Annotated in this window: 17 protein-coding genes; 3 read left to right on the forward strand and 14 right to left on the reverse strand. The window is 56.3% G+C overall.

Features of this window, described 5'->3' with window-relative positions:
• The 4 genes from K3G63_RS22085 to K3G63_RS22100 all read right to left on the reverse strand — a co-directional run.
• Positions 1-632 (reverse strand): replication initiation protein (locus K3G63_RS22085; protein ID WP_220616327.1); only part of this gene is annotated, 632 nt, incomplete at its 3' end.
• A gap of 447 nt (positions 633-1,079) precedes the next feature.
• Positions 1,080-1,400, reverse strand: coding sequence for a hypothetical protein (locus tag K3G63_RS22090; protein ID WP_220616328.1), 321 nt, complete (start codon positions 1,398-1,400; stop codon positions 1,080-1,082).
• Positions 1,400-2,248, reverse strand: coding sequence for a ParA family protein (locus K3G63_RS22095; protein ID WP_310794622.1), 849 nt, complete (start codon positions 2,246-2,248; stop codon positions 1,400-1,402). The genes K3G63_RS22090 and K3G63_RS22095 overlap by 1 nt, the downstream gene beginning before the upstream one ends.
• Positions 2,249-2,379: 131 nt before the next feature.
• Complete coding sequence (locus K3G63_RS22100; protein ID WP_220616330.1) at positions 2,380-3,066, reverse strand: recombinase family protein; 687 nt, start codon at positions 3,064-3,066, stop codon at positions 2,380-2,382.
• Between the two features lie 173 nt (positions 3,067-3,239).
• Here K3G63_RS22100 and K3G63_RS22105 point away from each other — a divergent pair, with 173 nt between their 5' ends.
• Positions 3,240-3,716 (forward strand): hypothetical protein, encoded by a 477-nt coding sequence (locus tag K3G63_RS22105; protein ID WP_220616331.1) that lies wholly within the window; start codon positions 3,240-3,242, stop codon positions 3,714-3,716.
• Positions 3,717-3,741: 25 nt separating this feature from the next.
• On the opposite strand, the gene K3G63_RS22110 is transcribed toward K3G63_RS22105, so the two are convergent.
• Both K3G63_RS22110 and K3G63_RS22115 read right to left on the reverse strand, forming a co-directional pair.
• Positions 3,742-5,499, reverse strand: a complete 1,758-nt coding sequence (locus tag K3G63_RS22110) for a hypothetical protein (protein WP_220616332.1) — start codon at positions 5,497-5,499, stop codon at positions 3,742-3,744.
• 230 nt (positions 5,500-5,729) lie between these two features.
• On the reverse strand, positions 5,730-6,248 hold the full coding sequence (locus K3G63_RS22115) for a hypothetical protein (protein ID WP_220616333.1): 519 nt from the start codon (positions 6,246-6,248) through the stop codon (positions 5,730-5,732).
• Between the two features lie 279 nt (positions 6,249-6,527).
• Between K3G63_RS22115 and K3G63_RS22120 the strand changes: the two genes are divergently transcribed.
• The gene (locus K3G63_RS22120) at positions 6,528-7,334 is read left to right on the forward strand and encodes a DNA/RNA non-specific endonuclease (RefSeq protein ID WP_259404646.1); all 807 of its coding nucleotides are present in this window, start codon (positions 6,528-6,530) and stop codon (positions 7,332-7,334) included.
• A 26-nt stretch (positions 7,335-7,360) separates the two neighbouring features.
• Here the strand turns inward: K3G63_RS22120 and K3G63_RS22125 are convergent, their stop codons facing one another.
• The 4 genes from K3G63_RS22125 to K3G63_RS22140 all read right to left on the reverse strand — a co-directional run bounded on the left by K3G63_RS22125 (position 7,361) and on the right by K3G63_RS22140 (position 12,785).
• Positions 7,361-8,548, reverse strand: coding sequence for a PD-(D/E)XK nuclease family protein (locus tag K3G63_RS22125; protein WP_220616335.1), 1,188 nt, complete (start codon positions 8,546-8,548; stop codon positions 7,361-7,363).
• A gap of 70 nt (positions 8,549-8,618) precedes the next feature.
• Positions 8,619-11,399, reverse strand: a complete 2,781-nt coding sequence (locus K3G63_RS22965) for a DNA methyltransferase (RefSeq protein ID WP_259404647.1) — start codon at positions 11,397-11,399, stop codon at positions 8,619-8,621.
• Between the two features lie 246 nt (positions 11,400-11,645).
• A complete protein-coding gene (locus K3G63_RS22135) occupies positions 11,646-12,125 on the reverse strand; it encodes a hypothetical protein (RefSeq protein WP_220616336.1) in 480 nt (159 codons plus the stop codon).
• Between the two features lie 162 nt (positions 12,126-12,287).
• Positions 12,288-12,785 carry an SH3 domain-containing protein gene (locus K3G63_RS22140; RefSeq protein ID WP_220616337.1) on the reverse strand — a complete coding sequence of 166 codons (498 nt, stop codon included), beginning with the start codon at positions 12,783-12,785 and terminating at the stop codon, positions 12,288-12,290.
• A gap of 221 nt (positions 12,786-13,006) precedes the next feature.
• On the opposite strand from K3G63_RS22140, the gene K3G63_RS22145 reads away from it, so the two are divergent.
• Complete coding sequence (locus K3G63_RS22145) at positions 13,007-13,243, forward strand: helix-turn-helix domain-containing protein (protein WP_220616338.1); 237 nt, start codon at positions 13,007-13,009, stop codon at positions 13,241-13,243.
• Between the two features lie 1,290 nt (positions 13,244-14,533).
• On the opposite strand, the gene K3G63_RS22150 is transcribed toward K3G63_RS22145, so the two are convergent.
• The 4 genes from K3G63_RS22150 to K3G63_RS22165 form a co-directional block, all read right to left on the reverse strand.
• Positions 14,534-16,621 (reverse strand): heavy metal translocating P-type ATPase, encoded by a 2,088-nt coding sequence (locus K3G63_RS22150; protein WP_220616339.1) that lies wholly within the window; start codon positions 16,619-16,621, stop codon positions 14,534-14,536.
• Between the two features lie 75 nt (positions 16,622-16,696).
• Complete coding sequence (locus K3G63_RS22155; RefSeq protein WP_220616340.1) at positions 16,697-17,119, reverse strand: Fur family transcriptional regulator; 423 nt, start codon at positions 17,117-17,119, stop codon at positions 16,697-16,699.
• Between the two features lie 3 nt (positions 17,120-17,122).
• A complete protein-coding gene (locus K3G63_RS22160; protein WP_220616341.1) occupies positions 17,123-18,304 on the reverse strand; it encodes an efflux RND transporter periplasmic adaptor subunit in 1,182 nt (393 codons plus the stop codon).
• 28 nt (positions 18,305-18,332) lie between these two features.
• On the reverse strand, positions 18,333-22,736 hold the full coding sequence (locus tag K3G63_RS22165) for a CusA/CzcA family heavy metal efflux RND transporter (RefSeq protein ID WP_220616342.1): 4,404 nt from the start codon (positions 22,734-22,736) through the stop codon (positions 18,333-18,335).
• Between the last annotated feature and the right edge of the window lie 5 nt (positions 22,737-22,741).

Genomic DNA, 22,741 nt, shown 5'->3' on the forward strand with positions numbered 1-22,741 from the left:
CTCTTCGCAGACCGCCCGTTCCGCTCTACGTTGTAGGTAAAAGGAATGTCGGTGGCTGCAATTTCGTCTTGTGCTTTGTCCAGTACCCGAGCCTTAAGGTTCTTAAACTCACGGTACTCATCCTCATCTATGTCGAGAGCAAACCGCAGCTGCTCTATCGTCATAATTCGTTTGCCGAAGTCACCGTACTCCCTCAGCAAGAAGTAGATGCGTAGCGAATAAGGGCTCTTCAGTTTGCGCAGTTGTTCGACTTCGGCGGTCGTAAAGTTGCCGCTTTCCCGCAGCTGCAGCAGGTAGGGCATAATCAGTGGATTGAAGCTGGCCACTACCCCGCCCATTTCGCCGTGATAGTCAGCCTGAGCCATGAGAGGACGGTTCAGGTACACTGGCTTCTTCCTCCGCTTCCGAGTTTCCTCTTCCAGCTCTTCTATGTGAATCGTGAATTTGATGATGTCACGACACATGTCCGCAATGGCTTCGTAGCTGGAACCACCCTTCTTGCCTTTGGAGTGCAGTAGTTCCTCAAAAGGAATGAACTGAGGTTGAAACTCTTCGTCGTTAAAGTCAATACGTGTGAGCAGTGCAATGAAAAGCCGCATTTGCATGGGAGCAAAGCTGAAGCGGGCGTTCACGAGCGCGTTGTGTTGAGCGACAACGGCTGTAGTCTTGCTTGCGGGACTCTTCATTGAAGTGACGTCATTTTTGTAGCGGTTGGGACCTTACTTGACGTCATTTTTGTAGCTGGTTGACGTCATTTTTGTAGCGGTTGACGTCATTTTTGTAGCGGTTGACGTCATTTTTGTAGCGGTTGGGGCTCTGAATGGTCTGTGAGACTGAGAGTTACGGCACCCGTAATACTACTAATGTAGTAACAAGTAGTAAAAGCTAGCTAGCTTCTTTTTGACGTCATTTTTGTAGCGGTTGCACAAGCTCTGACGAGTATAAATTAGTACACACGCGAGATTTTCCACCACGCGTTTTTGTACGTTTTTATACCTCCAGACACTTCGTGTTTGTGCTCTCACAATCAATACTTTACAGAGTGAGACGAGAGCAGTAGTACCGCTTACCACTGACCTCTAAACTGGAGGTAAACGACGTCGCTTAGCTTGCTTTGCTGGGATTTCTCGATCAGCTTCGGGTTTACCATCTAGGTAAGCCAAGAGTGCATCGTTGAGTACGTCACCGATAGTCTCGTGAGACCAGAAGGTGTACTGTTGTAAGCGTCGAAACGTGTCGGGGGGTAAAGCATTGGTGAAACGTATCTTGGCTTCATCACCTGTAGTTGGCTGAGGTGTGGGCTCTATCTGCGAGGAGGGAGAGTTACCCAGCAACAAGTCATCCATAGACTGAGCGGGCTTGGTCATCAGCCGGTCAAGGTTTACTTTCTGTTTGGACATTACTTCTTGTGTAGGATTTCCTGAGTTAGTGCCTCGTAATCTTGAAGAGCCGCAGATTGAGGAGCCCAATCGTACAGAGACTGCTGGTTGACCTGAGCTTCGGCTACTGATACATTATCACGGATCGTCGACTCCATTAGGAGAGAGCTTAAGCTGGAGTGCTGTTGCATGACCTCAACGAACTGGTGGTGTAGGCTTTTCCGGTAGCTCTTAGCGTACTTGGTCAGGAACACCCCCCCTACTCGCAGGCCGGGTGAGAAGTTCTTCTGGATACGACTAATCAGGTCGAGCAATGACTCTAAACCGTTGAAAGCAAAGTACTCGGGGGTCGTAGGAATGTAGACTCGATCCGAGGCAGTGATTGCCGCCATGGCCAGAGCCGAGTTGGGACTGGGACCTGTGTCGAAGATTACGAAGTCCACCAACTTGTGCAGGTCACCTATTGGGTTCTTGAATGCCAGCGGGTACATAGCGTCAGTACCTAGTAGTTTTTCGGCAGCTGCCAGTGAAGGGGAAGCAGGAACCAGCCACAGATTAGTACCCACTGACTGCATTGCTTGTGGAAAGCTCAATGAGCCGTCCAGTATCTGAGTCAGGCTTTTGTCCTGGGAAATTGTGGGTAGTGCCTGCGTAAGATTCATCTGAGGGTCACAATCAACGAGTAACACCCGGTGTCCGCTATGAGCAAGACAGTGTGCAACGGCCCAGGCAGAAGTGGACTTACCTGTTCCCCCCTTTCGGTTTGTAAACGTTAGTACCTGCATCGTATTGACAATATTGGAATACTTGGAGGTAAACATATACAACACACACAACATGTACAACATATTACACACGATACTGGGCATGTTGTGTGTGTTGTAAATCCTCTAAGTGTTGTTGATGTTGGAGATGTTGGAGATGTTGGAGATGTTGGAGATGTTTACTCTGCGTACTAACCATACCGGCAACATAATGCGTGTTAACAACACTGTTGACTCTAGCTAGGTGTCACAGTACTGTTAAGCTTCAGTAGACGCTGCACTGACATAGGGAAAAACTGCTTGCCCCGTCGGGTACGGTAGCCTGCTTCATTGAGCTCCTGTGCGATTTGCTGCAGTGTGTGTCCCCGTTCGTGTAAGAGATTACCAAGTCGAGCAGCTTGACGATTGGCCTGGTGCTCGCGCGCGTTCCGTTGCTGCACTTGCCGCCCTTGTCGGATCACCTCATCGGTCAGGTTCGCGGGTGTACCCAGTCGGGCTCCGCGCGCCTTCTTGGCGGCTAGAGCATCCTTGGTGCGTTTGCTGATAGTTTCGCGTTCGTGCTGTGCAATGACGGCAAACAGCCCCACGGTAAGCGTGTTGGCGTCCGGCATGTCGCAGCAGACGAAGTCCACGCCCGAGTCGCGCAGGGCGAAGATGAACCCCGCATTACGAGAAAGCCGGTCGAGCTTGGCAATGAGCAGCGTCGCTCCGTGCTGGCGGGCCGCTTCGATGGCAGCATGCAATTGTGGCCGCTGGTTGCGCTTACCACTCTCCACCTCCACAAACTCAGCCACGATACGGGTTGGGTCAGGGACAAAGGTGCGCACCGCCGCTTGTTGGGCTTCGAGCCCCAAGCCGGACTTGCCTTGCTTGAGCGTAGACACCCGATAGTAGGAAACGAACGGTTTAGAGGTAGGGGTCATGCAGCCAGTAGGAGGGAGGTACCAGCCGCAAGATACGACCGTATAACATTCTGCAAACGAACGTTTACAGAACGTTATAAGCTCGACCATACGCTTCTGCTCTCGTAGAATGCGGATCGGTCCACCATAGAACCGAAAGGTTTCGCGAACTTGATGCGCAAACCAAGGCCTCGATGTCCAGAAGAAACGAATTGCTGATAAGTGGAGTAGATCTCTCCGCAGAAGACGTAGCCGAACTGCAGGCCATACTACCAGACGACGCAACAGATGTTACCGTGATGGGCACCAAGAGTGTCTTCAACGATTTGGTACAGCTCGTATTTTACGACTTCACGCCAGTAGCGTTGGTGCGAGACTACATGCTCACCGAAGCACTAGTCGCTGCCTACAACTACATCAAGCCAGTCATCCTCCAATTGGTTCGCAAAGGAATGGGGGCAGGCAACGTCTGTATCGAGAAGGATATGGTATCAAAGGAAGGTGTTCCCTTCCTACTCTATGTCGTGACCAGCGCCCAACGATACGAGGTCATCATCAAACAACTGGAGGAAGTACCACCTGAACAGACAACTCCACGAAGCCCAGGCACCACCATTGTGGTACGCCACGATGAGAAGGGTAACTTGGATATCCATATCATGGGTGACTGAGCGCACAGGACCGCAGCTTGATCCGTTACGGGTATTGGTAAGCCTGCACTTTCTCTCCCCAAAGTTCCCGACTGAGTGTAGGCGGCACCCCCACATAACGCGTCAGTTCGGCGTGCATGATCTCCTGCACCTGGTCTGCATACTCTTCTGGTACAACCAAGCTGTCGTGTACGGTGAAGAAGGGTACCTCCGGCAGTTCGCGGTGCACACGCTTGCCTATGACGTGCAGGAACAAGTGCGCTTCGATCATTTGCAGGAAACGTGGTAGGATACTATTGTCGCCCTTCTGGTACATAGCAAAAATCCTATCTACAGTTGGGAAGAGTTCGCGGAAGGTTCGCTTTCCTGGTGAAGAGAACCCACTTCTGGTAAACAGCACCTGAAACACCATCTCCTTCAACGAATCGCGGTCCAGTTGACCCGCATATCCGCGCTCCTCAAGTGCATCAGCAAGACCCTCATAGAACCTGCCACTGCTGGTGAGTTCTTTGTATTTTGCAATATCCTCGCTGTCAGCACCTTGGATCGTTTTTACTAACATAACATCAAGAAGGTTCCCTTTTAGGTTGTTGTTCTCCTTGATTTCCTTCCTCAGACCCTTACCCAAGCCGTAGTAGAGGAGGGTCCCTATGGCCACCTCCCTTGATGACGTCGATGATGATGTCCTTGACGACGACGTCGATGATGATGTCCTTGACGACGACGCCGACGTTGTCGACGATGTGGTCCCTAATAATGACCCTGATGTTGACGACCACGACGACGATGTTGACGACCCCGACGACCTTAATGAATACCCTGTTTCATTTTCGCTCTTTTTCGCCGATTTTCGACCTGACCCTGACGTGGGCCTCCTCATGTAGAAGGCAAGATTAAGCAGCATGTTGGCCAGGTACGGCTGACTGTTCTTGAGGTCTATGGCCACCAGCTGTCTATACCCTTCCGCGTACACGAATGGTCTCAGCTCTTTGCTCATGTTGGTGAGCGTGGTGTGCATACGACCTACCGTATCGTCAACCCGTGGATGCAGGTCTTGATCTACCAAGTGCAGGATGGAGCGTTGACGCTGTACGTGCTGCACTTCTGGGTCCACATACGCTTCTCGGTCCGCTTTCTTGACCCACCGGAGCTTCCACGTCCATTTGAACCGTTTGACCGCCCGCTCTTCCGGGTTGGCCTGCAAGTACTGCTTACGCGCCATGATGTAGGCTAATGCGGTCTTCTCATCTATCCGCAACGGCGTTACACCCACACCCAACCAATGGAGCACATGCTGGTGGGACTGAATACGCTGCTTATGCTGACGCGCGTACTCCTCCGGGTTCTTCTCATGCTTCTTCGGCACACGGTCGCGGTGGCGGGCACGCAAACCCTCTGCCTTGCGCTGTATACGTGGGTCAGTCAACGCCACCACCTGCATGGGTGGAGTCAGCATGTCATCTGCTGCCCCGAAGAGTGCACCAAACCGATACCCAGTACATTTACCTTCGTTCCCTTTTCCTTTAGGATACCAGAGGTTGTCACTGACGAGCAGTCCTGTATCCACCGCGTAGGTCAGGTACTGCTTGTAGTTATGTACAATGTCTTGAGCCATTGTGGCACTGATCGGCACAAACCCCTGCTGTTGGCGCACCTTTTCGGCTAACCTGCGACTTCTCGACGGCACCTTGGTAATTAGATCGAGTAGCCGTACCAGCTCATCCCGATGGAAAGAGGGAAAAGGAGGAGGGAAAGCCTGCAGGTGGGCGTCGAGGTTTAGAGCGGCGGGAAGTAGAAAATGCACCAGACAAAGGTAACAAGACACAATGCAAAAAGGGGCAACACCTCACGATGTTGCCCCACACTTCAGATGTTTGCTACGAAGGTTTCTTCGTCACCTTGACGGTGGCCACGTACGTAGTCTTCGGGTGTCGCTTAACAGTGGCGTTGCTGACGAATCTCCCGGTGATGGCACTTTTGTTGATCTTCTTGGTTGACATGACGAAAGAGGTTAAGTGGTAAGAATGAGAAGAACTACTTGCACCTGACGGGCTTGCACTTCGTGCGGCATTTACCCTGACCTCCACCCTTGGCATCGTCGTAACCCTCACCGAAGTGCAGCTTGTACAAGGCCGTCGTATCGGCAAAGGCAACATGTAGATCCTGGAGATCTTGCTCATCACGCATGCCGAAGTAGGGGAAGTGGTGCAGGAAGGCACCGAACAGATACTTGCAGTCACGAGCATACGCCTCTGTGTCGAGGATGTGAAAGTGCCAGAACTTGTCTACCGCTTGATTGGGCACAATCTCACTTTTGGGGTAAGCGTACTTCAACGCGAGGAAACGCTTGTACTCCTGTTCAACAATATCACATTGCTCAGGTGTCCACCCCAAGCCTTCTTGTACATCTTGGAGTTTTCGTTTGAGTCTGGAGAAATCAGTTTTGGACAAAACTGATAACGCGTATTCCACTGCCTCGACCCTACTGAGTGCGTCTTTTATCATGACTTCCAGTGCTTTGATGTACACTATTTTACGTGTAACTAACGGCATTAGTTACCCAACGGGGTTAGAAATTTCGAAGGAAAGGTTGGAGTTAAAAAAGTATTTTGCCACGATATTGCACTTGTACAATAAATGGTGTTATCCCAAGTAACGGCACCCAACATTGTCGAAACGGGCGAGAGTGTTGCTCACGACGTCAATGAGTCGTATAACGGCTGTGTGATGACCTACGAAATGGCGTAATTTGCTCTTGACGCTCTATTCCCGCACAACTACATGAGACCTTTCACTCGATCATGGCTCGTTTTCGTGGCAGCAAGTGTATTCATGACAGCATGTTCGAGTTCCGAGGAGCCAACCCCTGCTTCGCAAGCGCTTCCGGAGCATCTGACCTTGGGTAACCCCAGTGGGGCAACTACTGATCCGTCGCAGCCCACCAATTACCTACTGAGCAAACCGCAGTATGAGTTATCCTACCACCGGGACCGTGGCATCCCGAACTGGGTGAGCTGGCACCTGGACGCTTCATGGCGTGGGTCTGCTGCCCGCCAGGATGATTTTAAGGCGGACGAGACCCTACCGGTGGGCTGGTACCAGGTACAGGCCAGCAGCTATATCGGCTCGGGCTTTGACCGGGGACACAATTGTCCTTCTGCTGATCGCACCCGCACCGAGGCCGACAACTCGGCCACCTTTTTGATGACCAACATGATGCCCCAGGCGCCGCGCAACAACCAGCAGACCTGGGCGAACCTGGAAGACTACTCCCGGTCCCTGCTCGACAGTGGCCAGGAACTCTACATAATCTGTGGCAGCTACGGCAAAGGAGGCACCGGCTCCAATGGAGGAGTCACGCAGACCCTTGACCAGGGCCGCGTAACCGTACCGGCCCGCTGCTGGAAGATCGTGGTCATTCTTCCTGTGGGAGACAACGATGCCAGCCGCGTCACAACCAGCACTCGCGTGATCGCGGTCGATACCCCAAACGACAATGGCATCAACACCAATTGGGGACAATACCGAGTTAGTGTTGATGCCATTGAAGCGGCCACGGGCCTGGACCTGCTCTCAGCCGTATCGATAACTGTACAGGCTACAGTGGAATCCAAGGTAGACACAGGGCCGACCAATTGATCGCCCTGCCTGGTGGCTCTCGTCGCTTAACTCAGGGCGTCCGAGCTGCTGATGGCAGGTAGTTCCGTAGCCTCTAGGCTGTTGGCAGAGATGGACTTAGTTAACCAAGCTGACTCCAGTGGCTTCCAGTCACGCTCCAACGCTTCGCGCACTTCCTGGCGGAACTCCTCCACGGAACTGCCTATGAAGGTGTACTTTTTTCCGATGACCAGTTCCTTGTAACTCTGGTCAAACCAGTCCAACCGGCTGAGTCCGGCGTCTATGGCAGCCTGTTGCCCGCTCAGGTAGGTAAACCAGTTGGCGACGGCCTTTCGCTCTGCCCTACCGGCGTATAAAGTGATAGCATAAGTGGGTTCCTTGTCCAACTCCAGCATGTGCCCATAGAACACGATGTAGCGCATATCATTGCGCTGCACATGCATAACATCCACGCGGTCCTCAAACACACCCTGTTGCTTGTAGTCCGGCCCCCAGGCTTCCACGATCACATCGGCTAATCCCCTGTCGTTAAATTGGTTGATTACCTTCTGCGCCTGAGCCAGAGCAGCACGGTGACGATGGGCAAAGTTGAACGCCAGGGCGAAATTGTCGTGGTTAGAGTCGGTCATCTGTTTAAGGTATTCCAGCAGGTGAAGCAGGAGAGGAAGGTAACGGGTGTTGGCTTGGCTGAGTACTGCCCCGAGGCGGGCTTCGACGGCTTGCGCCAACTCCGGGTGCGAGACAAATAGCCACGGAGCATCTGGATGCTCAGGGTTCTTCCCCAGGACGATGCCCACCTTGCAAGCTGGACCCCGCACGCTGTTCCAGTAGTTGTCCAGGTCATTGTGCAACCAGTGATTCACCTTGTTCTCGATCAGGATGGCGAAAGTCGCCCCTTGCAGAGATGAATCAGAGGTGCCGTTGTGCACGAGCAGGTCAAGCCACTGGCCTTCGTCCATGGAGTGTTCCCGCGATACCCGCACTGGTCCATCCAGTACTGGGAGCTTTGTACCCGACGATTTGCGGCGAACCACATCGAGTAGCGCCAGGGTAAACAGCACCCCCAAGCCATGATCTGCTTCGGACTGGAAGAAGAAACTGTAGGTGTTACTCAGAGGTAATTCCTTGCCGCTGATTCCCGCAATGCTGAAAAAGGTGGGCTGCTGCTTGGTAAACACCGGCCAGCGAGCGGTTCGCAGGAAGGTGGTGAGAGAGGTGGTTTCGCTGTAATTCACGGATATAAGCGAGAACAGAGATTATGGAGTAGTGATAAGAGCGACGATCACCGAAGGATCGGCACCAATCTCAGGTCGGCTGTACTTGTGCTTTCGTCGTTCGTTTAGTCTTCGGCACCACGGTTGCCTCTCCCAAAACGGGCTCGGTCAAGCGGCGGTATTCACCAAAGAGGTACTCCAAGCGACTAAGTTCCGTAGGGAAGGCAGCAGCGCGGTAGCACTGGTCCACGGCTTGATCTAGTTGCTGATGGGCTTTCACCAACACCGGAGGCATAGTGAGGGGGTCGTAGAGAGTAGCGAGACTTTCTGCTGGAAACTGTTCCCGTGCCGCCAGCACCAATTGAGCCGCCGCCTCTACTGCTGCCACCTGTTTGGGGGTGTGCGAAACAGGAAAAGGATAGTTGTTGTAGACTAAGGTTCCAGAATAACGAAAGTCGCTTTTTATGCGGCCGCAGACTTGTCGCATCCATGCCATATGCATGGTTGAGGAAAGTATGCCGAATAGGTAAGGGGTAGCATTGGGAATACTCATGCATGAATCTCCCAAGATGACGTCAGCAGAGAAGAACCCAAACGGCACAAAGCGGCGATTCTCTGAGGAATGCCTTGGTATCAAAAGGTAGTTGGATTGTGGCTGGCGCGTTTGCCCGAAAAGGGTAGGGAACTGCGCCATACGTACGGTGTCCCCCTTCGTGCTCGCAAGTCGGAACGCTCTTACCTCATTGACTCGCTCGGCAACAAGTGGTAATGATTTCAACACCGAAGGAGCAATATCATTCAACCAAAGGCACCATCTGTTCTGACTACGTAGAAACTCCTGTGCCCCGAGGAAGGGTTTGACATACGGTTGAGCATGGGGTTCCTTTTCGAGCAGTTCCTCCTTTTCCTGATCGCTCAAGAAGAAGAATCCCCCGTCAACAGGCTTGTTGCCATTCACCATTTCCGGTACCTGACACAACGGCTTAGTCCTCCCCGATATCAAGACGTTATCGGCTTCAATCAAATACGAGTTAATGCGGCTCACTTGCCGTTGCATGGGCTCAGCTCGTGGCGTGTCGTAGTCGTGGATAATGTGCTTGGGAGTATCCTCAGGTCCAAAACCCACGATGACGCAATACACCTGTGCATTACCTCGTGCTTCATTATTCCACTTGAAGGTCCGGTGTGCGAAGTGTATCTTGGTTTGATACCGTGTAAACAACTCATTCCACAGGATGCCGACCTGTTCACCTTGAACGATGGAGTTCGTGCTCACTAATGCCGTTCTGATGCGGGTATCCTGCATGTACTGGGCCGCTTTGTAGAACCATGCAGATACGTAGTCCAGCAAACCAGCTCCTTTGACACCGGCGAATAGCGTAGCCATTTCCGCTTTCTGCTCTCTTGTCTGCAAATGGTAGCCGATAAACGGTGGGTTGCCGAGTATGTAGCTGAGTTCGCCTTTTGGAGCGACGGTTTCCCAATCGGTGGTGAGAGCATTGCCATGCACGATACGGGCGGTGCGTGTAAGGGGCAGACGCAGGTAGAGGTTACCGAATGCTTCCGAGAGACGCAGGTTGAGTTGGTGATCCATCAACCACATGGCGACCTCAGCAATGCGAGCCGGGAACTCCTCAACCTCGATGCCATAAGCTTGGTCCACCTGCACGCGAGCATACAAGGCCAAGTCCACGGTTTGTCCCGTAGCGACCTGGGCAGCAAACTGCCGTTCTAAGATCTCCTGCTCCAGCAAGCGCAGTTCGCGGTAGGTAACCACCAGAAAGTTGCCGCAGCCGCAGGAGGGGTCGAGGAAGCGTGTCTTCTCCAGGCGGCGGTGGAGTTGGTCCAGCTTCTGACGGTTCTGCCCCGCCTGCGCTAACTCCTGCCGCAGCTCATCCAGAAACAGACCCTGAATGACTTTGAGAATGTTAGTCTCCGAGGTGTAATGTGCACCCAGGTTGCGCCGTTTGACCGGATCGGTTACGCTCTGAAACAATGACCCGAAGATGGCCGGCGAGATGCGCGACCAGTCGAAGTATGTGCAACGGATCAGTTGCTCCCGTAAGGCGGCATCAAAGGCCGGAAACTCGAAGAACTCCGTGAACAGCGACCCATTAACGTAGGGCAATACTTGTAAATGGGCGGGTAGGTGGCGCTGGCGCTGGTCAGCGGCTTTATCCAGCACGGAAAACCACTGGGCCAGTTGTGCTCCGACATCTGAACCGTCTTCTCGCGTGTGCTCTTCCAGGAAAATCCGGAATGCATCCTTCTCGAAGATGGCGGTGTCCTCCGCAAACAGACAGAATAGAATACGCACCAGCAGCACTTCCAGCTTATGTCCCTGGTAGCCCCCACGCAGCAAGGCATCGTGCAGCTCACCCATGAGTTCCGCCGCCTTAATGTTCGCCGGATCCTCCGCCTTGTACTCCCGCTTCTGGTAGCCGGTGAGGAAAGAGAACAGATGCAGGTTCTGATGCAGTTCTTCGAGGGGAAAACTGTAGTCTGTGCCTTCGTCGAGGTCGTAGAGGCGGAAGCGGGCAAAGTCGGAAACGAGGATGTACTTAGGCAGCTCGTGGTCTTTCAGGCCGGGGAAGTAATCACGAGCCTGCTGCACGGCCTTGTCGAGGTCCTTGCCTTTGCTCTTGTGCTCCACGAGCAGGGTGCCTTTCCAGAGCAAGTCTACGAAACCCTGCCGGCCATCTGCTTTCTTGATGGGTACCTCAAACGAGGCTACCCGGCGTCGTTTCACATCGAAAACGTGGAAGAAATCAATCCAGAATGATTGAGCACCCGCACGTTCGTCGGTTTCACCCTGCCACTCCTGGGCAAAGCGGATGGCACGGTCTTTTAATTCGGTGAGGCTGAGCGCCATGAATAGTGAGTAGTAAAATAACGTGATGGGGAGCAAGATACTGTTCGCCTATGTATCCCACACCACGTCATCTACCCTGCGAGAAGAAAGGTTTGTTGCTCCATCCTTCTGCTGTAGGACATTCCCGAAACGGGCTGAGTAGACTCACTGATACAGAGACGCTCACCCGCCTATTACCCAATACAGAAACCCGCCCGGCCAGTATGCTGTCGGGACGGGTTTCTGACATGGTCAACAGTACCTCGGCTACCGTGTTTGTTTGATTGGTTGCTCAAAGGTGTGGTACACACGCTCAGCGACGCTATTGCCAACTGACAGACGGCTAAACAATGCTCTCATAACGTCGATGGACTCTGGCCGCGAGAGATCGGGATCTGAAGTGAGCAGATCCTTTGCATCCTGTGAGTAGGAAACCAGGTTACGAGCGAGGTAGTACGTCTCATGCCCGTATAGGGGAACCTCCTGGTTAATATCTCGGTGCAGATTAACCCAGTTGGCGAATCCAACAAGTACATCTTCTGTCAGGATGACCGCTCCTGTTTCCGTTTCTACGTACAGTTGAGGAGCGTATGTAGTAAACATGTTAACCCACTGGTCATTATTGAAGCCGGGAAGTTGAGACTGTAATAATTGTCGGGTGTGAACGAGCGCCTGTTCCCGTTGAGCAGGAGTAGCTGAATCGTAGGGCAGGGCGTTTGCAAAGGTGTGGGTCTGTGATGAAAGCATGGGAACTACAGTAGATGAGGACAGAATATTAAACGCTCGGTCAGTTTGTGGTAAGGGAGCAGCTACGATGTAAGGTGTATTGGCAGACAGGTCGGTGTTGACGCCTTGCACAAACTAAATGCCGCTCCATCGAACTTGTGTGATGGGGTAGAGACACGACTCTCAGAGTCGCGGCTTTAAAAACTTGGGGTGCACGTAACCTGCTGCCTCCGTACCGGGAACATGTATCAACCACCAACCACCGTTGAGAAAGCTTCCTCCCTCAACGACCTTAACTACAGTGCCCTTAGGAAGCTGTCGCATTATCGGGTATTCTATTCCCCCATCCGTTCTCATGTTGACGACCTGAGTCGTGTAGTATGTTGGTAGGAGCCGATAGGCATCCTCACGCCGTTTCTCCTCCGCTTCTTTCTCAATGGTTTCGAAAGTACGGCGGTACTCTATGTCCCTAGCTCTCTGCTCATCTTCCATCTTCCGGATGACCTTCCTTTCGAACGCACTTGTACCGGTGCTAGAGGGCGCAACTGGAACATACACTGGTTCTGATACAACAACAGTGCTGTTGATGATCACCCCATTATTAGTGTTGCGGGTGGTCTGGCTAAAACCCGCGGTATAGAGCAAGGAAAATGCAGTAAGAAGAGAGAGTCGGTGAATCATTGAAGAGCGTTGATCAGGGAAAACAGCGTCTTGGTTGGGGAGAACTTCAGCCCCTCAAGGTTGCATTGGTCGAGTGTCTGTTTGTCGTTTACAGACGCACCAACTAGGTTACTGAGGAGCAAGGGGGAGGGGTAATGTGCTCTGCAAAAGTAGGACGTTTGCTCATGCAATCTACATATATGTAGACAATATTACTGTAGTCCTGTGGGAGCTTGCCAACCGTGAAAAATCCGGCTGGTGTTAAAGCATTCGGTGCTCGTCTTCGGCACTTGCGTGAACAGCGCGGACTGAGCCAGCAGGAGCTGGCCGATTATGCAGATGTGTCTAAGATGACTGTACACCGCATCGAAACAGCGCAGTTCTCCGCTACAATCGACGTGCTGCTCTCTCTCACGAAAGCACTGGGTATGCCACTTCATGAACTAGTGAAGTGTCCTGGTATGGAAGAAGCTGATTGAGAGGTCTGCTGTCTTTGAGACAGATAGGCTTCTGCTCCTGGACTAGGCGACTTATGACAACTCTTTTCAGTAGTCAATCTTGAGTTAGCAATGGAGCAGCGTCAGTCTCACACCACCACTATGGTTCACCTGAAGTCACAAATGTGGGAGGCGTTACCGGAGACTAACTGGGCGTAGTGAACTTGTAACTCTGTGACATTTAAACGTGAACCGTTTAACTCACTAGCTGCTGAACGGAGCTGTAAAAAAAGGGGGGGGGTAGTCTGGTTACTCCTGCGCACCGGGGGGTGTTTCTTAGGGTACCCAGTGCTCTCGCATTCACGACACCTCAGATTTTTTCCATTTTTTCTTGTGCGGCCGTTTCTCATCGTCTCATCATGCCACTTTCACTGTCCCCGTGGGCGTAATCAGTGACGTGAAGTTGAGTCATAGTACACCGAGTTAGCTATCTAGTGTACTACTGAGCCGCATTATCTGGGTCGAGAGAGAACCAACTGAATACACGGCAATATCACTCTCTGCTCACACGTGCACGCTCACTCCATCCTGTCTCTGCCACTTTACTGCAGGACTTGGATCATCATGTCAACGCAGGGTCCAACAGCTACCCAATGTAACTTTTTTCGACGTCAACCGCCTCCAGCTTGCACGACGACGGATTATTTAGTAGATTATAGAGAGCTCCACTGCAGCAAGAAGTCATGTGAGTCCAGTTCGGACATAGAACTCTTCTCACAAGTCGCCTGCGGTACCTTATAGCTAACTCGGTTTTTTTGCGTGGTTTTGTACCGGACAACAACCTAACTACTACCACTGGGCAGTAGCACGAGCCGCTGCCTGAACCGCTTCTGCAACGACCCACTTCCGTTTCTTCGGGGTGGCGGGCTACTCATCCTCCATGCCAGAGGATTGAGGAGAGCAACGTTTTTCGACGACTTGTAACGACTCTCACCTGCGAACAGCAACCTTCTGGTTGCAGTCCACGGGAGCAGCAATCAGAAGTCATCTTCCTGGAGGGGGGCAGGGGGGTGACTTGTTTGAGCAGCAAACGTAGACTTCTTCCTTTGGGGCGCCTCCGATGAGGGCATCGACACGCTCACAGACTCAGCCTACAGGCTGTCATGACATGTAAGCGTGTACATGTATGAGTACACGACTCCCTAGTCGAGAATGATATGACGTCATCACTTCGACTAGGGAGTCGCGTACTCTAATGACAGCGCATGCTGACGTAGCAACTCCACTAACCACTCGTCGACAAAGGAGCAGCGACTACATCAGCACAGGAGCTCAAAACTTCATCCGTTGAATGCGCCACGCGTTCAGAATCGCGAGTAGAGCCACTCCGACGTCGGCAAACACGGCTTCCCACATCGTGGCCACGCCACCCGCTCCAAGAGCCAAGACGATGGCTTTCACTCCAAACGCCAGCCAGATGTTCTGCCACACGACTGAGTGGGTAGCGCGGGCAATGCGCCGAGCCGTCGCAATCTTGCTGGGGTGGTCTGTCTGAATGACCACGTCAGCTGTTTCAATCGTCGCGTCCGACCCCAAGCCGCCCATGGCAATTCCCACGTCGGCTAGGGCTACTACAGGTGCATCGTTCACCCCATCCCCCACAAACGCCAGCTTCCGACCTTCCGTGAGGTATTGCTGTACATAACGGGCTTTGTCTTCCGGTAACAGCCCACCGTGGGCTTCGTCAATACCGAGCTCCTTGGCTACCCGCTGCGTAATGCTGTCCTTGTCCCCCGAGAGCATGACGATCTTCGTGATGCCGTCAGCCCGCAGTTCGCGCACGGTTTGCTTTGCGTCGGCTTTGGGAGCATCCGCCACCGTCAGGTAGCCGGCGTACTGACCATTCACGGCCGCAACCACAATACTATCTATTACCTGATCTACTTCTGGAGGGTAGGGAACCTGAAACTTGGTTAACAGCTTGGTGTTGCCGGCCAGGACGTCCAGGCCATCGACCCGGCCGCGCAGCCCGTGACCGGCTATTTCCTCCACGTTTTCCACCGCAACGCCTGCCACTGCGTTACCGACGTGCTGCACTACGGCTTTGGCAATGGGGTGGGTCGATTTCGTTTCCAGGGTTCCGACCAGGCGCAACAGCTGCTTAGCGTCAAACCCAGCGGCGGGCTGCACCTGCTGCACGGCAAACACGCCTTGAGTCAGCGTACCGGTCTTGTCCATCACCACAGTGTCGATTTCCCGCAGCACGTCCAGGAAGTTGGACCCCTTAAGCAGGATGCCGGCTCGGGAGGCCGCGCCGATGCCGCCGAAATAGCCCAGCGGAATGCTCACGACCAGGGCGCAGGGGCAGGAAATGACCAGGAAGACGAGCGCCCGGTAGAGCCAGTCCCGAAACACGTAGTCGTCCACCATGAAGTAGGGCACGACGAGGAGCAGCGCGGCCAGCAGCACGACGATGGGCGTGTAGATTTTGGCAAAGCGGGTGATGAACAGCTGGGTTTTCGCCTTACGCCCGACCGCGTCCTGCACCATGGACAGGATTTTGGCCAGCTTCGTATCCTGGTAAGTGGCCGTTACCTGTACCTGCGCCAGTGACTCTTGGTTGATCATGCCGGCCAGTACTGCGTCCCCGGTTTGCTTGGTTTGAGGAGCCGACTCGCCGGTAAGAGCGGCCGTGTTGAAGCTGGCCGGTCCAGCTAGCAGGGTCCCGTCCAGGGCTACTTTCTCCCCGGGCTTCACCTCAATGGTATCGCCCAGCTGGACCTGCTTGGGATCCAGCACCAGACTACGCCCCCCGCGCAGCACGGTAACTTCGGTGGCTTGAATCTCCAGCAGGGCCCGGATGCTGCGCTTGGCCCGGTTCACGGCCGCGTCCTGAAACAGTTCGCCCACGGTATAGAACAGCATCACGGCGACTCCTTCCGGGTACTCGCCGATGGCAAACGCCCCGAGCGTGGCCAGGCTCATGAGTAGAAACTCGTTGAACACGTTCCCGGATGGAATACTGAGCACCGCCGCCTTGATGACTTTCCAGCCGACCAGCAAAAAGGCCACCCCGTACCACAGCAGGCGTACGGTGCCGCTAAAGAAGGAAACGTCGAAGTAGTCCAGCGCGATACCGGCCAGCAGCAGCGCCAGACTCACGCCCGGCCACAGGTAAGGGCTGGCTCCCGCATTTTCATGGTCATGGTCGTCACCTTCTTCATGGGTGTGCCCGGCCTGGGCATCGGGTGTGGTATCCGCCGCTGGCGCGTGGTCATGACCGGGTACGTCGTGGCCCTGGGGCTCCGTCGCGGCGTCGGGAGAGAGTTGGTCGCGGGTCAGCGCGCCCACATTTTCGAGCTGCACCTGTTTGGCGGTGTTCAGCTCCTCGTTGGTTTTATCTAGAGAAGGGTCAGGCATGAGCGGAAGAATGAGGTAGATCAACTAGAGGTGGCAAACCTCGGGGGCCGGACGATGCAATGCTATTGCATTGTTTCAGCCGGCGCTGGCGCAGTTCTCGCACAGCCCCTTCATCACCAGGCTGGTTTCCTGCACTTGGTACGCTCCTGGCAAGGCAATGATGGGTACCGCTACCGTGGGCAGGCAGGACGTTTCCCGGCAGCGGGTACAGAAGAAGTGCGCGTGCAGGTCCTGGTGGTGCTCCGGGGTGCAGCCGGGCTCGCACAGGGCAAATTTGACGGCTCCGCTGCCGTCCTCGATGCGGTGCACGAGTCCCTTCTCGGTAAAGGTTTTCAGCGTGCGGTGCACGGTAATACGGTCCGCGTGCCCGAGCAGGAGTTCCACATCCGCCAAGCTGAGCGCGGCGGGGTGCCGTTGCAGCACCTCCAGCACGAGCAGGCGCATGGGCGTCGGCGTAATCTGCCGGGCGATGAGCGTGTCTTCTTGGGGGTGAGCCATGGTCTATTCTTCTTCTTCGGCGTTTTTCATCTTGGCGAGCAACGAGTAGGCTCCCGTCGTGACGAACGTGGTTGTGGCCGGCACGGCTTCGGGCAAGGTGACTTCCGTGAAGTTGTCCTCGCTACGCCCCAGCGTAACGGGCACCATCCGGTAGCGGCCCGGTGCTTCCACCGCGTAGGCGTAGTTCTTGCCCTCAAAGCGCACCAGAGCCGCGTCCGGTAGCACGGGAGCATCCGTGCGGCCGGTTTCAATCATGGCGCGCACGTAGAGGCCCGGCAGCAAGGCTGGGTCGTTTTCCTGGTCGAGATGGCCATGTACCCGTACCGTCCGGTCCTCGCCGATGGCTTTGCCGACCAGGTACACGTGAGCTGTGCGCTCCCGGTGGGAGCCGGTAGAGTCGCTGGCCAGGGTAAAGCGGATCAGCTGCCCCTTTTGTACCCGGGCCACATCCCGCTCGAAGACGGTGAGCTCGACGTGCAGGTGTTCGGGGTCCACGATTTCAAACAGGGCATCGGTGGCCGTCACGGCCTGGCCGACCGTCACGTTCACGGCACGCACAAACCCCGCCCGGGGAGCCCGCAGGCTTGCCGTAGTAACCATCTTGCCGCCTACCGGAAGGCCGGCCAGCCGCAATCGGGCAGCCTGCGCGTTAGTCTGTACCTGTAAGGCGTTGTAGTCGGCCTGGGCACGCTGATAGTTCTTTTGCGGGGCGACTTCCTGCTCGTAGAGCTCTTTCTGGCGGGCAAGCTCCGTGCGGGCGTAGGCCAACCGGGCGCGGGTTTCCAGGTAGTCCTGCTGCAGGGTCACGAACTCCGGGTTGCGGATGGTGGCCAGCACCTCACCTTTGCGCACGCGGGCTCCTTGCAGCAGCTCGGTGCTTTCCACGAAGCCCCCCAGCGGGGCAGTAATGGAGACGGCACTCTCCGGCGGTACGTCCAGGGTACCCGTTACCGCCAACCCGGCTCCCATCGGGCGGCTCTGGATGCGTCCGGTCTGGATACCCGCCGCTTGCTGCTCGGCGGGCGAAAGGGAAACCAAGTCCGAGGATTCTTCTGCTCCTTCGACTTCCTCTCCCTCCGCCGACGCGGGTGTCTGGGTAGCTTCGGCCGTTTCGTTCTCGTTCTTATTGGTACAGCTGGCCACGGTCAGGCTCAGCAGCAACATCAGGGTTGCAATCTTATGCATTGGGTTCGGTTCAGGAAAAGGAGTTGCCTTACTGGGCGGTAGCGCCCAGCAGGTAGTCCAGGTCAATGGCGGTTTGATTGTGCTGGAGCACGGCGTCCAGGTACGCGGTGCGCACGCTCAGGGCACGCTCCAGGTTGAGCAGCAGCTCGGAGTAGGTTGTTTCACCGGCCTTGTAGGCGCGCTGGCTGAGCCGGACGATGACGGCTGCTTGTGGTAGGCCGGTCTGCTCGTAGAACTGCACGCGCTGGTGTTGCTCCTGCAGGCGCAGGCGTAGCTCCTCCAGTTGGCTGGCAGCTTCCGCCCGGTAGCGCTGGTAGGTCGCCGTGGCGACCTGCTCCTGCAACTGGGCGGCCTGCACCCGGGCCTTCTGGGGGCCGCGCAGTAGGGGAATCGCTACGCCGGCCTGTACGCTCTGGAACCGGTCGCCGGTGCCGTAGGTCGTGGCTTGTCCGTCTATCTCGTACGTACCGCGCAGGGACTGATTGGTATAGCCCACGCTCACTTGGGGCAGTCCTTGGGCTTTCTCCACGCGGGTTTCCGCCCGGCGCTCGGCAATCTGCTGCTGTAATACCCGCGCCTGGGGAGTGAGAGCCAGCACCGCGGTGTCCGCAGCGACGAACGGAGTAGGCAGCAGGTGCACCGTGCTGTCGGCGATGGTCACGGGTTGGGGTGCTTGCAGCAGGGCCTGCAGCTGACGCTGGGCAATGGCGTAATCCGCCCGGACCTGAGCCAACAGGTTCTGCGTTTCGCCCTGCTGAATCAACGCATTGGCGGGCTCCAGGCGGGCAGCCTCGCCGGTTTTGAAGCGGAGCTGGGCCGAGCGCAGAAACTCGCGGTAGATGCTGTCCTGGCCGCGCAGGGTACGCAGCCGATGCCGGGCGTGGACCGCTTGCTCATAGCTGCGTCGTACCTGCCGGCGGAGTTCGGCCTGCACCTGGGCCAGCTGCTGCTCCCGGCCGCTGATCTGAGCTTGACTCAGCCCCGCCTGAGCTTTATAGTACCCCGGCAGCGCAATGGTCTGCCCGATGCTGAGCACGTTGTCGGAGAGAGGGGAGTTGACTTGCCCGTAGGTACCCAGCACCGTGGTGCGGCCGACGTCAAAGGAAGTGCGTCGCAGGGCTTGCTGTGCCTGCAAAGAGCGTTGCGCGGCCTGTACCGTGCCGTTAGCCTGCAGCGCTTGTCCTACGGCCTGGGTGGCAGTCAGAGGACCCTGGGCGTGCGCTGGCGTGCTCTTCAGTACTCCACTCAGCCCCAGTGCCACGAGCAGCACCGAAACGGGCAAGGAACGGGAAGCTGTCGGCTGCGGAGCAGATGTCTTACCACGCTCAGATAAGGCATACAGCACGGGGAGCACCAGCAACGTCAGCAGGGTTGCGGTGACTAGTCCACCGATTACCACGGTTGCTAGGGGACGCTGCACTTCCGCGCCGGCCGAGGTAGACAAGGCCATGGGCAGAAAGCCCAGCGAGGCCACCGTGGCCGTCATCAGCACGGGTCGTAGGCGTACCTGAGTGCCTTCCAGAATGCGTTGGTAGAGGTCCGTGCGGCCTTCTTCTTTGAGTTGATTGAAGTAGCCGATCAGCACGATGCCGTTGAGCACCGCTACCCCGAACAGGGCAATGAAGCCCACCCCGGCCGAGATGCTGAAGGGCATGCCGCGCAGCCACAGGGCCAGCACCCCACCGATGGCCGAGAGGGGAATGGCCGTGAAGATGAGCACCGACTGCTTCAGAGACTTGAAGGTGAAGAACAGGAGCACGAAGATGAGCCCCAGCGCCACGGGCACGGCGATGCTTAGGCGCTCGGTGGCCTGGCGCAGGTTCTCGAACTGCCCGCCGTAGGTGGTGTAGTAACCGGGCGCAAACTTCAACTGCTGATCCACTTTGCCCTGCAGCTCCGTTACCACGCTTTCCACGTCCCGGCCGCGCACATTGAATGCCACCGTAATCCGGCGCTTGGCGTCATCGCGCTGAATCTGGTTGGGGCCTTCCTGCAGGTCTACCGACGCTACCTGCTCCAGCGGAATCTGCTCGCCGGCCGGGGTGGCTACCAGCAGCTGGCGCACGTTGCCGATGTTCTGGCGCAACTCCGGGGCCAGGCGCAGCACCACGTCAAAGCGTCGCTCCTGCTCGAAGAGCTGGCCGGCACTCTGCCCGGCAAAGGCCGTCTGCACCGTGCGATTCACGTCCTCAGCGTTGAGGCCAAAGCGGGCCAGGCGGTTGCGGTCCAGCTTCACCACGATCTGCGGCAGACCGGTGACCTGCTCCACGTATACGTCCTCCGCGCCCTCCACCTGGCGTACCAGACGGGCGGCACGCTCGGCGTAGGAAGCCAGCTGCTGCAGGTCCTCGCCGTAGATTTTCAAGACCACATCCTGCTTAGCCCCGCTGATGAGCTCGTTGAAGCGCATCTGGATGGGCTGCTGAAAGCCGAAGGTGACCCCGGGAATCACGCTCAATGCTTCGGCCATCTTCTCGGCCAGCTCTTCCTGCGTGTTGGCCGAGGTCCACTTCCCCTGATCCTTCTCCAGAATTACCATCACGTCGGCGGCTTCCACCGGCATGGGGTCCGTGGGAATCTCGGCCGCGCCGATCTTGGCCACCACTTCCTTGACCTCGGGAAACTGTTTCTGCAGGATGCTCGCGGCTTGCTGGCTTTTCTCTGCTGTGTAACTCAGCGACGAACCGGTCAGCGTGCGCATTTCGATGGCAAAGTCGCCTTCCGCGAGCTGGGGGATAAACTCCCCGCCCAGGGTACGGAACAGCAGCAGAGCGCCGGCAAATAGAACCAGAGCCGCTGACAACACCACTGTCTTCCGGCGTAGGGCCCACTCCAGCACCGGCCGGTAGCGGGCTTCCAGCCAGCTCATCATCCGGTCGGAGAAGTTGCGCTTGGGCTGAGTCGAGCGGCTCAGCGCCAAGGCCGACATCATGGGCACGTAGGTAAGCGAGAGGATGAAAGCGCCGACGATGGCAAAGGCGACCGTCTCGGCCATGGGCCGGAACATCTTCCCCTCGATGCCGGCTAGTGCCAGCAGGGGCAGGTACACAATCAGGATGATGATTTCCCCAAAGGCTGCCGAGGAGCGAATCTTGCTGGCCGCGTGGTAGGTCTCCTCGTTCATCTGCGCGCTGGTCAGCCGGTTGCCCGGCACCTGGAGCTGCCCGCCGTGCAGGCGGTGCACGATGGCTTCGACGATAATCACGGCTCCGTCCACGACCAGGCCGAAGTCGATGGCCCCCAGCGAGAGCAGGTTGCCGGACACCCCGAATAGGCGCATCAGGCTGATGGCAAAGAGCATGGCCAGCGGAATGACCGAAGCCACTACCAGCCCGGCGCGCCAGTTGCCCAGGAAGAGCACCAGTACGAACAGCACAATCAGGGCCCCCTCGATCAGGTTGGTCTGTACCGTGCTGATGGCGCGGCCGACCAGGTCGGAACGGTCCAGGTACACGTCGATGGTGACGCCTTCGGGCAGGGACTTGCGCACGGTCTCCATGCGCTGCTTCACGGCGTTGATGACCTCGTTGGCATTGGCCCCCTTGAGCATGAGCACCAAGCCCCCGGTCACTTCCCCTTCCGCGTTCCGGGTCATGGCTCCGTAGCGTACGGCCGAGCCCAGACGTACCTCGGCTACGTCACGCACCAGCACCGGCATGCCCCCTTGGGTACTGCGCACAACGATGTTACCCAGATCGGCGGCATTCTCGGCCAGTCCTTCGGTGCGGATAAAGTAGGCAGTGGGCTTCTGATCCAGGTAGGCCCCGCCCGCATTTTGATTGTTGCGCGAAACGGCCTGGTAAACCTGCTCCGTGGTAACCCCGAGCGAGCGGAGCCGGGTAGGGTCCAGCCGGATTTCAAACTGCTTGAGTTGCCCGCCGAAGCTGGCCACGTCCGCCACGCCGGGTGTGCCCAGCAACTGCCGCCGCACAATCCAGTCCTGAATGGTGCGCAGCTCGCGGGCATCGTACTTCTGCTCGTAGCCGGGTTTGGCCCGTACCAGATACTGATACACCTCGCCCAGGCCGGTGCTGACCGGGGCCATTTCCGGCCGGCCGATACTGGCGGGAATCTGGCTTTCCGCCTCGCGCAGCCGCTCGCCGACCTGCTGGCGGGCCCAGTAAATGTCAATCTTGTCCTCGAAGACGATGGTGACGACCGAGAGGCCAAAGCGGGAAAAGGAGCGCACTTCCTCCCGGCCGGGAATGGTGGCCAGGCTCTGCTCCACGGGGAAGGATACGAGGCGCTCGATGTCGCTGGCTGCCAGGGAGGGGGCCACCGTGTAGACGACGACCTGGTTGGTGGTAATGTCGGGTACCGCGTCAATCGGCAGCCGGCTCAGTGAGTAGCTGCCCCAGGCAATCAGCGCCAGGGTGAGCAGCCCGATGATGAGCTTGTTGTGAATAGAAAAATAGATCAGCCGGTCGAACATCCGTC

Origin of the sequence: Hymenobacter sp. HSC-4F20 (assembly GCF_019599275.1) — a bacterium.
Lineage (GTDB): Bacteria > Bacteroidota > Bacteroidia > Cytophagales > Hymenobacteraceae > Hymenobacter.